This is a genomic window from Methanosarcina vacuolata Z-761 (assembly GCF_000969905.1).
GTDB classification, from domain to species: Archaea; Halobacteriota; Methanosarcinia; order Methanosarcinales; family Methanosarcinaceae; genus Methanosarcina; species Methanosarcina vacuolata.
In genome coordinates this window covers 2,842,686-2,856,813 of record NZ_CP009520.1, presented here as the reverse complement: position 1 = coordinate 2,856,813, position 14,128 = coordinate 2,842,686, and the positions used below count along the sequence as shown (strand labels likewise).

General features: G+C 40.7%; 14 protein-coding genes. 12 read left to right on the top strand and 2 right to left on the bottom strand.

All coding sequences use genetic code 11. The features are described 5' to 3' along the window. The first annotated feature begins 161 nt into the window (after window positions 1-161). The gene (locus MSVAZ_RS11815) at window positions 162-674 is read left to right on the top strand and encodes a thioredoxin family protein (RefSeq protein WP_048121217.1); all 513 of its coding nucleotides are present in this window, start codon (window positions 162-164) and stop codon (window positions 672-674) included. Window positions 675-1,049: 375 nt separating this feature from the next. On the opposite strand, the gene MSVAZ_RS11810 is transcribed toward MSVAZ_RS11815, so the two are convergent. Both MSVAZ_RS11810 and MSVAZ_RS11805 read right to left on the bottom strand, forming a co-directional pair. After that, window positions 1,050-2,951, bottom strand: coding sequence for a radical SAM protein (locus MSVAZ_RS11810; RefSeq protein WP_048121215.1), 1,902 nt, complete (start codon window positions 2,949-2,951; stop codon window positions 1,050-1,052). Further along, window positions 2,952-3,164 (bottom strand): hypothetical protein, encoded by a 213-nt coding sequence (locus tag MSVAZ_RS11805; protein WP_048121213.1) that lies wholly within the window; start codon window positions 3,162-3,164, stop codon window positions 2,952-2,954. It abuts the gene before it with no gap. Between the two features lie 725 nt (window positions 3,165-3,889). On the opposite strand from MSVAZ_RS11805, the gene nifH reads away from it, so the two are divergent. From nifH to MSVAZ_RS11750, 11 genes are all read left to right on the top strand, one after another. Beyond that, a complete protein-coding gene (nifH, locus tag MSVAZ_RS11800; RefSeq protein ID WP_048121211.1) occupies window positions 3,890-4,717 on the top strand; it encodes a nitrogenase iron protein in 828 nt (275 codons plus the stop codon). Between the two features lie 18 nt (window positions 4,718-4,735). After that, complete coding sequence (locus MSVAZ_RS11795) at window positions 4,736-5,053, top strand: P-II family nitrogen regulator (RefSeq protein WP_048121209.1); 318 nt, start codon at window positions 4,736-4,738, stop codon at window positions 5,051-5,053. 47 nt (window positions 5,054-5,100) lie between these two features. After that, on the top strand, window positions 5,101-5,472 hold the full coding sequence (locus tag MSVAZ_RS11790) for a P-II family nitrogen regulator (protein WP_048121207.1): 372 nt from the start codon (window positions 5,101-5,103) through the stop codon (window positions 5,470-5,472). A gap of 20 nt (window positions 5,473-5,492) precedes the next feature. Next, window positions 5,493-6,935 carry a nitrogenase vanadium-iron protein, alpha chain gene (vnfD, locus tag MSVAZ_RS11785; RefSeq protein WP_048121205.1) on the top strand — a complete coding sequence of 481 codons (1,443 nt, stop codon included), beginning with the start codon at window positions 5,493-5,495 and terminating at the stop codon, window positions 6,933-6,935. Continuing rightward, window positions 6,932-7,270 carry a V-containing nitrogenase subunit delta gene (gene vnfG, locus MSVAZ_RS11780; protein ID WP_048121203.1) on the top strand — a complete coding sequence of 113 codons (339 nt, stop codon included), beginning with the start codon at window positions 6,932-6,934 and terminating at the stop codon, window positions 7,268-7,270. The genes vnfD and vnfG overlap by 4 nt, the downstream gene beginning before the upstream one ends. A gap of 19 nt (window positions 7,271-7,289) precedes the next feature. Next, on the top strand, window positions 7,290-8,675 hold the full coding sequence (gene vnfK, locus MSVAZ_RS11775) for a V-containing nitrogenase subunit beta (protein WP_048121201.1): 1,386 nt from the start codon (window positions 7,290-7,292) through the stop codon (window positions 8,673-8,675). A gap of 17 nt (window positions 8,676-8,692) precedes the next feature. Continuing rightward, on the top strand, window positions 8,693-9,379 hold the full coding sequence (locus MSVAZ_RS11770; RefSeq protein WP_048121199.1) for a ZIP family metal transporter: 687 nt from the start codon (window positions 8,693-8,695) through the stop codon (window positions 9,377-9,379). 79 nt (window positions 9,380-9,458) lie between these two features. Continuing rightward, window positions 9,459-10,988, top strand: coding sequence for a nitrogenase component 1 (locus MSVAZ_RS11765; RefSeq protein WP_048121197.1), 1,530 nt, complete (start codon window positions 9,459-9,461; stop codon window positions 10,986-10,988). Further along, window positions 10,973-12,313: a nitrogenase component 1 gene (locus tag MSVAZ_RS11760; RefSeq protein ID WP_048121195.1), complete on the top strand. Its 1,341-nt coding sequence runs from the start codon at window positions 10,973-10,975 to the stop codon at window positions 12,311-12,313. The genes MSVAZ_RS11765 and MSVAZ_RS11760 overlap by 16 nt, the downstream gene beginning before the upstream one ends. Before the next feature lie 25 nt (window positions 12,314-12,338). Next, window positions 12,339-12,770, top strand: a complete 432-nt coding sequence (locus MSVAZ_RS11755; RefSeq protein WP_048121192.1) for a NifB/NifX family molybdenum-iron cluster-binding protein — start codon at window positions 12,339-12,341, stop codon at window positions 12,768-12,770. Window positions 12,771-12,923: 153 nt separating this feature from the next. Next, on the top strand, window positions 12,924-14,105 hold the full coding sequence (locus MSVAZ_RS11750) for an ABC transporter substrate-binding protein (RefSeq protein WP_052727966.1): 1,182 nt from the start codon (window positions 12,924-12,926) through the stop codon (window positions 14,103-14,105). The last annotated feature ends 23 nt before the right edge of the window (window positions 14,106-14,128 follow it).

Here is a 14,128-nt window from a genome sequence, read left to right as displayed (position 1 = left end):
TTTTAGTACACACAGATAGATAGATGGTAACCCAAATAGTTTAAATAAAGAATTGATGTAAATACAATATATATAACAGTGTGAATATTATACCTGTATCACCTTTAAGGTCTTAAAACCTTTATGGGCTTAAAAAAAATCAGTAATAGTAGACGACAAATATGAATAAATCAGTTATACTATTGATTCTCCTTGCGGCTGTAATCTTAACAGCTGGCTGTATTAATAGCAAGGCAAATGTCACGAGTCCTCAGGAAGCACAGGAAAATTCTACAAATTCTCAGGAAAACAGTACTGTTTTAGAGATTACCCAACTGGATCAGATAAACACATCTCTCGAAAAAGGGCCAGTTCTTTTGAAACTCGGAGCTGAGTGGTGTGAAGAGTGTCAGGAGTTAAATCCTGTTTTGGCTCAGGTTGCAACAGATTATGCAGGCAGAGCCACAGTCGTGACTGTAGATATAGACAAGAGTCCGACACTTGCTGATTATTTTGGAATATATGTAATCCCTGACTCTTCTGTAATCGTGGGCATTGAAAACGGGACATATGTTTATATGCAGCAAGATGGGAACGTTACCACTGAAAGGTCAACGGCCAGGATTTTAAAAATAGAGGGTAAAGAAGTATACGAAAATGTTCTGGATCTAGCTCTCCAGAACGAAAAAAGTTAAATTTAATTCATCGTTCATCGGCTAAGGGATTTTCTTGCCTGAAAATATCGATTTTGCATTAGAAACCGGCCTTAAATTTTGGCCTATTTACATGAAATCGATATCCTGTTCCAGCTCATAATTTATTTAAATATTTAATAAATGTTGAGGGGATTGGCGCAATTTATTACGATTCCTAACTTAACCGAAGACGCATGAAATTTAATTAAATTTTATACCCAAAACCATATTCCCCTCTCCTTCTTGAGTGCAGATAGAGGATCGAACCTAAATTACAGAAACGCTACCTATTAGTGCTCGAGTACAATTTTTTCCTCCAAACTCAAAAGCTTTGGAGCTATCATTTCATCATCAGAAACTCGTTCGATTACTTAGTCATCCTTTGAGCTTGATTTTAGAAGCTGGCAGGATGTTAAAAGGTTGAATAATCTCATTGCCGAAATTTTTAGTAGAGCCCTGCTTTGGAATCTCTATTTTGAGGTCATTATACAGTGTTTGCGTGTGTGGCCAAATGCCAGAGGAAGGCCTGTGGAAAGACCTGTTAGGTCTTGCTTCCTTAAACCGCATACCATAAAACTGCAAATAAAAATCATCTGCTTCCTTTCTCAGGTCAACTCCAAGTTTTCCGGGATGCAGCTTGTCTGCTATATACAATAATCCCAATATCCAGCGAGGGCTTCCGAAATCCCAGGAAGGCGGAATTTCATAGACACGATGCTGTGTCACAGCATCGGCATGTATTCCATATTTCTGGCACAGAGCATAGAACTCATCGAGAGGGCGAGAAAGGAAACCGGAGACAAAAATAACCCCGGGATTGTGCTTATTGATGAAGGAAGGGGAAACATTTACACCCAGTTTACCTTCCTTTTGAAGCTGCTTATTGATACTCACACCACCGGAAAATGTCACAAGGTTATTTTCCATTCTGCCGGCATTCAGGGCAAAGAGCGGAGATCCCATGCAGTAATACACATTATAACTGCTTTTTCCTGCTGAAAGATTCTGGACAATTTTCAATCGCTTATGAATGAAAGAAACAAGTTCTTCTCCTTTTTCCGGCATATTAGCTATTTCAGCAATAAATCTGATGAACTCAAGATAAGAATATGGCTGACGTATCATATTATGTATTTGCGTAAGGGTTTTGGAGTCTGAGACCTTACTCCAGACATCCATTAATTTATCCTCACCCCAGACATCCATTAATTTATAATCATCCCGTACTCCCAGACATGTAAGTACTGCATGAACCATACTGAAATCCTGACTTATACTGTAACTGTCCATGAAACCTGTTTCATTGAAACTTTCAGTGGAAGCTTTTCCCTGAACTGGAATGCTGCCACCGCAGCTACATGTGTGACTCACCCATGGTTTCACAAGCCTGGAGCCAAAAGGCCTGTGAAATTCCCGCTCTATCAGGAGACTGCCACATTCGGGACAGTATGTGTTTAATAGTTCCGTGCCTGGCGAATTGAAGAGGTAGATAAAATCCAGATATCTGCGCAAGCCGGAACATATTTTTTCTGCGTCTCCCACTGATGGTTCCAGTTCTATTGGAGCATAGCCAAAGGGAAGGAATCTCATGACATGCAACGGAATATTAGAAGAAATCTCAGACACTGCCTCTGCGACTTTTATAACATCATCCTCATTTCCCTTTGAATAAACGACTGAAGTTTCAACATGTACTCCCATGTCAAAAAGTCTGGAGATGTTGCGAAAAACAGGAGCTGATGAATTAACTCCACAATTTCTATAACTCCTGTCAGAATAACCTTTAATTCCCACGTTTACAAAGTTAACGAGCTGTCCAAACTCTTCTAAAGTCTCACTTGTGAAATAACAATTGGTTGAACAACCTACAAGTAAACTTTTTTCCTGTGCCTGTACTGCAAGGTCCCTGAAAAGATAGTAATTAGCAACAGGATCATTTATTGCTGAAATTACGCCCAGACACTCCTGTTGTAAGGCCTTTTCTACTATCTTGGACGGCCTGAGTGAGGCTTGCTGGACCGAAGGTCTACTTGATGCTGGCATCCGTGCCATACAACCAGGGCACTGAAAATTACATCCTGTACTGAAAACTTGCAGGAACTTGCCTGATGGATAGAAATGAAGTAAAGGAACTGCTTCTATTGAAACCGGAAGTGCTCCCAGATATCCCATATCAGGGTACTGGATTACAGTATTGCCAGTGCTTACATAAGTGCCACATCTGCCCATACTATGCTTATCGATTTCGCACCTGACTTCGCATACATTGCATTGCATTTAACCTCCCTCAAATAATACCACAATGAAGCCGGAGCCATCCTGAACTATATGGCAGGAAATATCTTTTCGTTTTCCAGTTTCGCGTATAATTTGAAGTTTTCCTAACTTGGGCGTTTTTGAATTAACATTCCTTTCCGGAAAAACTGTGTTTGTTTTTTTACAACTTGTTGCTTTAACCTTTTTTATGTTTAAAACACCATCATTATTCATTTTTTAAGTTCTAAGCGTTATGTCTATTCTTGCATATTGATACTATATTTTATCAAGGCGGTATGTACCAGGATTCAACATTGTAATGGTCCTTCTATTTTTGTGTCAAAATACCGCATTACTATAATTTAATGGTTTGACCGTTATGCATATTTATACATAACGGTTCGAGATTTTAGATCCTTATAAGTTGCTTCTTACAATTGGAGTTCTCAGTCATAAAACAATATTTAACGTTCATAAATATAACCTTAATTTTATCTTTAAGCTGGAATTTGTTCTTTAATTTGGGGAGAATATCTAGCAATTGATATCGTTTTTGCAGTAATAACTATTTATATAATTTTGCTATGTATTTCTTTTTTAATAACATTCTTTGTATTTAGGCCAATGAAAATATATATATATATACAATTAGATAGGAAATAAGAAGCTGTATTCCGCTTAATAAATGGATGTTATGTTTATCTAAACATATCAACTGCAAAAAATAATTTAAATTTTATATGGTGGAGTACACAATACAAGAACACAGGCAAAAAGAGGCGTTGTGTGAAAATAAACACATTTCATATAAAAATAATTTATTATGTATAAATTTGGGTAGGCAACATAAAAGATCCGACAACTTTGTTTAAAAATTTAAATGGATGCTCAAGATACTAAGTTCAAAGAAGCAAATGAGTTTCTGGGCAATGTTTGCGTAAATACTGAAGGAGTGTAAAATGACAAGAAAAATTGCTTTCTATGGAAAGGGTGGAATCGGAAAGTCCACCACTCAACAAAATACTGCAGCTGCTATGGCATATTATCATAGCAAAAAAGTTTTTATTCACGGGTGTGACCCCAAAGCGGACTGTACTCGTCTTGTGCTCGGTGGAGTAGCTCAAACTACGATAATGGATACTCTAAGGGAGCTTGGCGAGGATGCTGTGACAGCTGAAAATGTCATCAATGCAGGTTTTGATGGAATAAAATGCGTTGAGTCCGGCGGCCCAGAGCCCGGTGTTGGCTGTGCTGGCCGGGGAGTTATTACTGCAATTAATCTCATGGAGGAAATGGGAGCCTATTCTGAAGATCTTGATTTTATTCACTTTGACGTATTGGGCGATGTTGTCTGCGGCGGTTTTGCAATGCCTATTCGAGAAGGAAAAGCCCAGGAAGTATACATAGTTGCTTCTGGAGAGATGATGGCGACTTATGCTGCAAATAACATCTGTAAGGGCCTGTTGAAGTATGCCGAACAAAGCGGGGTGAGGCTGGGAGGAATTATTTGCAACAGTCGTAAGGTGGATAATGAGCTGGAAATGATGGAAGAGTTTGTCTCTGCACTGGGAACGCAGCTCATACATTTTGTACCGCGTGACAATATTGTCCAAAAAGCGGAGTTCAATAAAAAGACGGTTATAGAGTACGACCCGAAATGCAACCAGGCGCTTGAATACAAGGAACTCGCCAGGAAAATCTTAGAGAATGACATGTTTGTGATTCCAAAACCCTTGAGTATTGACCAGCTGGAGAAAATGGTCGCAAGATATGGTCTAATGGATTAATTCAAGGAGAAATGAGAAATGAAAATGGTCCGTGCCATAGTACGTCCTGAATGGACTGAAGAAGTAACCGACGGACTTGCAGAAGCCGGTTATTACTCCCTTACGAAAATAAATGTCTTTGGAAGAGGAAAACAAAAAGGGATCACTGTCGGGGATGTACATTACGATGAGCTCGCAAAAACAATGATCATGATGGCAGTAGAAGATGAGGCAGTTGATGAGGTAATAAAAATAATTTCCGGAAAAGCATATACCGGCAACATGGGGGATGGAAAAATCTTTGTGAGTACGGTTGAAGATGCATACACAATTAGCTCGGGTGAAAAGGGATTATGAGTAGTAATTCTGAAAGCCGGAAATTTTGAACACCTGGAGGGTTCCGTATGAAAGAAGTTACTGCGATTGTCAGACCTAACAAGATGTCTGCTACGAAAGACGCTTTGGATAAAATCGGCTTTCCTGCAATGACGGCAATTCCAGTTTTAGGAAAAGGCAAGCAAAGAGGCATCTCGGGAGAGCTCAATTTTGGAATACAACCAAAGCTGCTTGCGAAAAGGTACAGTACCGGTATGAAATACATACCCAAAAGACTTCTGAGCGTAGTTGTAAGTGACGAAGATGTGGATTTGGTGATTAAAACCATTATTGAAGTCAATCAGACTGCCCAGATTGGTGACGGAAGGATTTTTGTCGAGTCCATTGACGATGTTATTCGGATCAGGACTGGCGAAAAAGGAGAACTAGCTTTAAAATAAACAGATACGAGGCCTGTAAAATGCCGTTAAAACTATTCTGTTGCGATGAATGCATACCGGAGCGCCAGAACCATGTTTACATAAAAGAAGAAGGAGAAGACACAACTCAGTTTCTCCCACTCTCAAATATAGAAACAATACCCGGATCATTATCAGAAAGGGGTTGCAGCTATTGCGGAGCAAAACTCGTTATTGGTGGAGTAATTAAAGACTGTATTCAAATGATACATGGACCGGTAGGATGTGCATATGATACCTGGCACACGAAAAGGTATCCCAGCGACAATGACAACTTTCAATTAAAATATATCTGGTCTTCAGACACAAAAGAAAAACATATTGTTTTCGGGGCTGAAAAACAGCTCAAAAAAGCAATCAAGGAAGCTTTCAAAGAATTTCCAGAAATAAAGAGAATGTTTGTTTACACTACCTGTACAACCGCATTGATAGGAGACAACCCCAAAGCAGTATGTCGTGAGATTGAGGAAGAACTTGGAGATGTCGATATATTCGTTGTAGAATGTCCGGGATTTGCTGGTGTCAGCCAGTCAAAAGGACATCATGAACTGAATATCGGCTGGATGAGGGATAAAGTCGGAACGCTGGAACCTGAAATTACAAGTCAATATACAATTAATGTCATCGGTGACTACAATATTCAGGGTGATACCTACGTACTGCAAAAGTATCTTGATAAAATGGGCATACAGGTCATTGCACATTTTACCGGAAACGTAACCTATGATCAATTGCGCTGCATGCATAGAGCAAAGCTTAATGTGGTCAACTGTGCGCGTTCTGCAGGATATATAGCCAACGAACTTAAGAGAGTATATGACATTCCAAGAATGGATGTCGATACCTGGGGTTTTGAGTACATTAAGGTAGCACTGAGAAAGATAGGATCTTTTTTTGGACTGGAAGATAAAGCTGAAGAAGTAATTGCAGAAGAGGTTGCAAAATACGAAGGAAAACTTAACTGGTATAAGGAACGGCTCAAAGGAAAACAGATCTGTATCTGGACTGGGGGGCCAAGACTGTGGCACTGGACAAAAGCTCTTGAAGACGACCTGGGCATGGAAGTTGTCGCCATGTCATCTAAATTCGGTCATCAGGAGGACTTTGAAAAGGTTATTGCCAGGGGACGGGTCGGTACGATTTATATTGATGATGGAAATGAGCTTGAGTTTTTCGAAGTACTGGAGAGTATCCATGCAGACCTGATTTTAACCGGGCCCAGAGTTGGAGACCTGGTCAAAAAACTGCACATTCCATACATTAACGGACATGCATATCACAACGGCCCATACATGGGCTTTGAAGGCGCAGTAAACATGGCGAGAGATATGTATAACGCGATTTATTCTCCGATGTGGGGTTTAGCTGGAAAGGATCCAAGAGTGGTGGATTCTCCGATGTGGAGTTTAGCTGAAAAAGATCCTAGTGTGGTGCAGGAGTCATGAATGAAAAAATAGGGGAAGTTACGGCTCTTATCCAGGAACAGTGTTTATGGCAGTTTTTTTCAAGAAGCTGGGACAGAGAGGAAAACATTGAAGGTATTATGACAATGACCGGTAAAATTCTGAACGGAGATAAAATAAATCTTGTAACTCCGGCAGATAAAGCGTTTTATTCCGATGCAAAAATCCTTGCTGCTGATCTTCAGAAAAAGATCCCCTGGATCTCCGAACTTGACAAATCAGGAGTACTGGAATTAATTGAAGGCGTCAAAAAAAGATTGCTCTATATTACTGTAAAAAAGTCACGTAACTGCGAACTGAACTTGTCAAATTACTAAATAAAAGGCGGTAAAAAAGATGTCGTGTGAGCTGATGTTGAAAGAGCGAACAGGAATAATTAATCCGATGTATACCTGTCAGCCTGCAGGTGCCCAATTTGTGGGAATTGGTATAAAGGATTGCATTCCGCTTGTACATGGCGGTCAGGGCTGCAGCATGTTTGTCAGGTTATTGTTCGCTCAGCATTTTAAAGAAAATTTTGACATTGCGTCTTCGTCTCTACATGAAAGCGCCGCCGTTTTCGGGGGCTCGATAAGGGTAGAAGAAGCGGTTGAAACGCTTATTGCGAGGTACCCTCAGCTGAGGATCATACCTATCATAACTACTTGCTCTACCGAAACAATTGGAGACGATATTGAAGGTATAATCCGGAAAGTAAATACGATAATTGAAGAAAAGCATCCTGACAGAGATGTGAAGCTTATAGCTGTGCATACTCCAAGCTACAGCGGTAGCCAGGTGACAGGTTACGATACGGCCATTAGCTCGGTTGTAAAAGCTCTTGCAAAAAAAGATGAACCTTCCGGAAAGCTGAATATATTCACTGGTTGGGTCAATCCGGGAGATGTTTCTGAAATTAAGCATATATTATCTGAGATGCAGGTTGACGGAAATATACTTCTGGACACAGAGACCTTTGATGCTCCTGTTATGCCTGACAAATCGGCATTCGCATATGGAAATACAACAATTGAGGAAATAGCCGACTCTGCCAATGCTCTCGGGTCAATTGCATTAAGCCGTTATGAGGGAGCAAATGCTGCAACATATTTAAAAGACAAATTCGGCGTGCCTTCAATTGTTACGCCAACTCCTATAGGCATAAGCAACACCGATATCTTTCTTGAAAATATCAGCAAGCTTACCGGCAATCCAATACCCGAATCACTGGTTATCGAACGCGGAAAAGCGATAGATGCGATTGTAGACCTTGCCCATATGTTTTTCGCGAATAAGAAAGTAGCCATTTTCGGCAATCCGGATCTTGTCTTCGGTCTTGCGCAGTTTTGTCTGGAATGTGAACTTGAGCCTGTGCTTTTGCTTTTAGGTGATGATAATACGCTGTATAAAAGCGACCCAAGGCTCAAAGCACTTGAAGAGAAAGCAAACTGCGATATAAAGACTATCTGGAACGCTGATTTATGGGAACTGGAAAGCCGTATCAAGAACAAATCCATAGACGTTGATTTGATTTTGGGGCATTCAAAAGGACGCTACATTGCTATAGACAATGATATCCCCATGGTCAGGGTAGGCTTCCCAACCTTTGACAGGGCAGGGCTGTGGAAATATCCAGTAATCGGATACAAAGGAGCAGAATGGTTAGCTGAAACAATTGCCAATACGATTTTTGCATCCATGGAAAGTAAGCATGACAGAGAATGGATAATTAATGTCTGGTAAATGAAAGGAGGCAAAAAATGGAGAATTATCTGGTAGTTGCAGCATTTGTCATAGCGGAATTGTTGGGAGCTTTAATTTATTTTAAAACCGAAGATTCTGTGAAAAGGACGTTATTGACCTGTCTTGGACTTGGCTTTGCCATTGCAGTTGTCCTTCTGGATATCATCCCGGATGCTACCGAAGATTTTTCAGCAGGATACTGGCTGGTCGCGATCGGGTTCATTGCAATGTTTGCTGCAGGATTCTACACAAAAAGTGTCGGAAAGTATTCAGCCGTTTTAGGATTAGCGATTCACAACATTGCAGAAGGCGTGATTATAACCACTGAGTTCGGACCGATTTCTCCGATTTTAGCAGTCGGAGCGGTTCTGCACAAACTCCCAGAAGGAATGGTCTCCTTTTCATTACTGGACGAATTAGAGGACAAAACCAGGTTTGCAATTGCAGCTTTGATCGCATTGTTAATTCCAGTCGGTGCGGTTATACCCATCCCTGAAAGCATCACAAAACCGCTTATGGCGCTTAGTGCTGGTGTTATCCTTTATGTCGTAGGAAACCTGTTGGTCACGATCATTTCCGAGAATTATGGAACTGCAATCGATAAAGGAAAACTAAGTAAAAAGCACGATCTAAATATAACTACGCTATCTTCTGTAGCGGTTTTCGGAGCAGTAATTGCCTGGATATCCTGTTTGATGGCGTAAAGTTGTAGCTAACGCGATCAACAAATTTTTTATTTTTTGGTTGAAACCAATTTCATGAACTAGAAACATAGAGGGGAATATGGTCGGCATTGCTAACGAAAGTGTAGTGTTTTTTGGGCATTTAAGCGAGCTTTATCAATTGGCTAAAGAAGGGAAAATTGAAACTAAACTACAGGGCAGCCATACCCGTCCCTGTAAATTCTGGACGGCAATGAAAATCTTAAGCGGCATTAAAAATACTATCGTTATTGCTCATGGACCAAGTGGCTGCGCATTTGGAGTAAAACAGGCTTACAAACTAACAAATTGTAGAAATAGTGGTTCTCCATACGAATCCATTATTACTACAAATATTGATGAAAAAGCCATTGTATACGGTGGCGAAAAGGAACTGAAAGGCGCCATACTGGAGGTGGACAAAAAGTATAAGCCTGACGTTATTTTCGTAGCAACAAGCTGTGCCACCGGAATAATTGGAGATTATGTAGACGCCATAGTGAATAAAATCAAGCCCAAAATTAATGCCGAAATCATGGCCATTCACTGCGAAGGCTTTGCGGGAGAGTACAGGAGTGGGTTTGACCTGGTTTTCAGGCAGATTGTTCAGCTTATGGATAAGCCTGATTCGGAAAGCAGATCAAGGCTTGCCAACTCCGTCAACATCGTAGGGGGCAAAATGGGTCCTGAGAGGACGGAGATTGAAACTGATGTTAAAGAGTTGAGGCGGTTAATCGAAAGCATGGGCGCAAGTGTAAATGCCGTAATAGCAGGCAATTGTTCACTGGAAGAAATAAAACAGGCTCCCAGTGTAGCTGTAAATTGTACCCTTTGCCTTGATCTGGGGTATGCGATAGGAAGAGAGATGCTTGACCAGTTTAATACTCCTTTGAACTCCACTATTCTTCCGTATGGTATAAGCGCAACTGAGAGGTGGCTGAGAGAAGCAGCAAAGCATTTACATCTGGAAAATGAAGCGGAAGAACTGATCAAAAGAGAATATGGAGCCATCCGCATAGAGTTTGAAGAGGCAAAAAAATACCTTGCAGGCAAGCTGGCAATTGTTGAAGGGCATGATGCGATAAAATCGCTGTCAATTGCTCATATGCTCGAACGCGATTTTGGTATGAGGGCGGTTATATACAATTTTCATCCCTGGAGTACGCAGGCAAGAGAAACAAGTATTGATTACCTCTTAGAGACCGGGCTTGATCCGGAAATACTGATCACAAAAGGTACACTTGCCTTTGGAAAATATGAGGCAATGGTCCAGACCGAAAATGAGCTTATGGAATATCTGGGAGACCTGAATCCTGAGACTACGGTATATTTTGGATCATCAATGAGCTTTCCGAATATTCCAGTAGTTGATTTAAATGCCATATTAAACCGCCCCAGATTTGGTTATAGAGGAGCTTTAAAGGTAGCTAAATGTATCTGCACTGCTCTTGAGTACTCATTCAGACCGCGTAGCTGGGTAACGAAAAAAATGGTATTCCCTGAAAATTCCGGGCTATGTTCAGCCCAGTCCCTTACACCGAAGCTGGCTCAGGATTTGCCGGATTGCACGGTTTATGCAGGAAGGGAGAGAGGCAAATGTATGATGAGTTAAAATTCGATAACTGCAACCATAGCAAAGACCCTATGGTCGGATGTGCTCTTGAAGGCGCCACCGGAGTGCTGGCTGGCATCAAAGACATTAGTATTGTCATACATTCCCCGCAAGGCTGTTCTTCAACGGTTTCGGCAGCCTATGATGTCCATGAAATTGATTTTACGAAAAGAAAAGTTGCATGCACCAGGCTTTTTGAAACTGATGTGGTTATGGGCGCGTCAAGCAAGCTGAAAAACTTAATCAAAGAAGCTGATTCAAAATTTAAAACCAGGGCGATATTCGTAGTCGGTACATGTGCAGCTGATATCATTGGTGAGGATATCGAGGGTTTATGCAGAAATATCCAGCCGCAAATTAATGCGAAGCTTATTCCCTTGATGGCAGGAGGGTTTCGAGGAAACCTCTATGATGGTATTGAACTGGGACTGAATGCATTATTTCCATTTATACGAAGACAGGAAGAAAAAATTCCGGATAGCGTGAACCTAATAGCGCCTCAGGCAAACCTGAACCCTACATGGTGGGCAGATTTGAAATGGGTACGTGAAACTCTTGAAAAAATAGGAATTAAAGTTCAGGCCGTACTTCCTCACGATACGTCTCTGGAAGAACTGGATAATGCTGGGCTAGCATCGGCAAATATACTTCTCAGCCACGATGCGGGGTATAAGTTTGGGTTAAAAATGCAGGAAGTACACGACATACCGCTTATACTATCGGACATTCCACTCCCGATAGGACTTAAAAATACTGCAAGATGGCTTCGTGCAGTGGGAAATTACTTTGGCGTTGAAGAAAAGGTTGAGGCAATAATAAAAGACGGAGAAGATATGGCCATCGATGTGCTGAGACGCAGGGGTCTGATGATGATTCCCAGATACCGTAACTGCAGAGTAGCCGTTTCTGCGGATGCAACTATGGGAATAGGCCTGACCAGAATGTTATTTGAAGAGCTGGAAATGATTCCGGAGCTGTTGCTGTTCAGGTCACCTGTTTCTGACTCTCAGTTGTTGCTGGAAAATGAGCTTATCGATATGGGAATTTCCCCGAAGGTTGTCTTTTCGGCGGATGGATATCAGATAAAACAATCGCTGTCGGAGAACTGTGTAGATGCTGTATTCGGCTCTTCTTGGGAGTATTATCTGGCTGAAGAACTGGGGATAAAGTTTGTGTTTGACGTTTTTAACCCGACAAACCGGCAGAATTACCTGAACAGGGCATATTTCGGATATGAAGGCATGCTGAACTTTTTGGAAAATGTTGCAAACGATTGGGAAATGGCTCTGCGTTCAAAGCACATTAACTGGGAAGAGTATTCGTAACTAGCTAAAAAATGGAGCTTGTAATATGGACACTGAATGTACAACTTTAAATGAGGTAGAAAAACAGAGCTCTGAAAAATTCAAGGTGGCAGTTACTTCAACAAGTGGAAAACTTGTTGACCAGCACTTTGGGCAAGCAACCGATTTTATGATTTTTGAGATTAATGGTGAGGACTATAAGTTTCTCGAAATACGCTCGACAAAGAAGTACTGCAATGGAGGTAACAAGCTTAACAATGGATATCGTGGAAAAAAAGAAGCAATAGAAACTATCTCTGATTGTGATGCTGTGCTTTCGATGAAAATAGGCCTGGGTGCACAAAAAAAGCTTGGGGAATTCGGAATCGAGTGCGTTGAATATTGTTACACCGTTGAGAGGGGATTAAAGTATTTGCAAACCATGAGAAAGCAAAAACAAATGAAAAAAATTAGCCTACATTCTACAGCATTATCTTAAGTCAATAATTTTTCCTGATTCCAGACAGTAATAAGCTGCCATATTAAGAGGTATCCTTTTGATGATAGCGGATGCTATGTCAAGAGTACCTTTGCCACTGATATTTGACTGGAAAATTATTGCTGTATTCTAAAAATAAAAAGAGGTACCTGGATGAACAATAAAACAATAGTTATTCTATTTGTTGCAATCACGGCAGTATTAGTTTTCACCGGCTGTACGGGAGAAAAAATCAGTCAGGTGGCACAGGATAATACTATAGGGGTATCCACTTCAAACGATATAAATGTGGAAAATGCAACAAATGTATCCACTTCAAACGATAAAAATGTGGAAAATGCAACAAACGTATCCACTTCAAACGATAAAAGCGGGGAAACTAGAATTGTTACTGATTCGGCAGGCAGACAGGTAACAGTTCCTTTAAAAGTAGAAAGAGTTGCAGATACCTGGATGGGACACAATGAAGTGCTGGCTATGCTCGGAGCTGATGACAGGATTGTTGCAACCATGTTCAGCCCCAAAACAAGACCATGGGCGTATAAAGTTTGCCCGGCCTATTATAATGCTGTAACACTCAGCCCAACATATGATGTGGAAGCTTTGCTTGCTACCAGGCCAGATGTTGTTTTCATGCCAAGCAGAGATAAAAATATCGAGAAAGTATCCGCTCTTGAAGTTCCTGTTGTAGAAGTAAGTTTTACAGACTTCGATTCTATGAAAAAATGTTTTTCAGATACCGCGAATGTTTTGGGAGACAAAGAGGCTTTAGAACGTTCACAAAAATATAATGCATACCTTGATAGCAAATTGGAATCGGTAAGAAATATTTCATCCAGAATACCTTACAACGAAAGACCAAAAGTTCTCCATCTCGTATCACTATCACCTTTATGCGTAGATGGCGGCGGAAATATCATAAGTGATTGGATTGAAGCTGCAGGAGGCATCAATGCTGCTGAAGAAGTAAAAGGCGGTATTATGCAGGAAGTTTCAATGGAACAAATCTTGAAGTGGAATCCTGATGTGATTATTCTTGGCGTGAACGCCAAATCTGAAGAAAAAGAGAAGATAATGAATAGCGAGTCCTGGAAGAAGGTTAAAGCAGTTCAAAATAACAGGGTATATCTTAATCCGGAGGGAGCATTTATATGGAGTCGAGCCGGAGCAGAAGAAGCGCTTCAGATTCAATGGGCTGCAAAAACCATCAATCCGGATATGTTTCAATCCATTGATATAAATAATGAAACAAAGTGGTTCTACAAGACCTTTTTTGATTACGAGCTTACAGATGAGGATGTTCAAAAAATTTTGAATGCACAGGCTCCAGATTAATAGAAACTTTAGTGAAAACTTTG

Coding starts and splice junctions, on each gene's coding strand:
- vnfG (WP_048121203.1), top strand. CDS start 6,932: ATGAATGAAAAAATAGGGGAAGTTACGGCTCTTATCCAGGAACAGTGT.
- MSVAZ_RS11750 (WP_052727966.1), top strand. CDS start 12,924: ATGAACAATAAAACAATAGTTATTCTATTTGTTGCAATCACGGCAGTA.
- MSVAZ_RS11765 (WP_048121197.1), top strand. CDS start 9,459: ATGGTCGGCATTGCTAACGAAAGTGTAGTGTTTTTTGGGCATTTAAGC.
- MSVAZ_RS11790 (WP_048121207.1), top strand. CDS start 5,101: ATGAAAGAAGTTACTGCGATTGTCAGACCTAACAAGATGTCTGCTACG.
- MSVAZ_RS11815 (WP_048121217.1), top strand. CDS start 162: ATGAATAAATCAGTTATACTATTGATTCTCCTTGCGGCTGTAATCTTA.
- MSVAZ_RS11760 (WP_048121195.1), top strand. CDS start 10,973: ATGTATGATGAGTTAAAATTCGATAACTGCAACCATAGCAAAGACCCT.
- vnfD (WP_048121205.1), top strand. CDS start 5,493: ATGCCGTTAAAACTATTCTGTTGCGATGAATGCATACCGGAGCGCCAG.
- vnfK (WP_048121201.1), top strand. CDS start 7,290: ATGTCGTGTGAGCTGATGTTGAAAGAGCGAACAGGAATAATTAATCCG.
- MSVAZ_RS11810 (WP_048121215.1), bottom strand. CDS start 2,951: ATGCAATGCAATGTATGCGAAGTCAGGTGCGAAATCGATAAGCATAGT.
- MSVAZ_RS11805 (WP_048121213.1), bottom strand. CDS start 3,164: ATGAATAATGATGGTGTTTTAAACATAAAAAAGGTTAAAGCAACAAGT.
- MSVAZ_RS11770 (WP_048121199.1), top strand. CDS start 8,693: ATGGAGAATTATCTGGTAGTTGCAGCATTTGTCATAGCGGAATTGTTG.
- MSVAZ_RS11755 (WP_048121192.1), top strand. CDS start 12,339: ATGGACACTGAATGTACAACTTTAAATGAGGTAGAAAAACAGAGCTCT.
- MSVAZ_RS11795 (WP_048121209.1), top strand. CDS start 4,736: ATGAAAATGGTCCGTGCCATAGTACGTCCTGAATGGACTGAAGAAGTA.
- nifH (WP_048121211.1), top strand. CDS start 3,890: ATGACAAGAAAAATTGCTTTCTATGGAAAGGGTGGAATCGGAAAGTCC.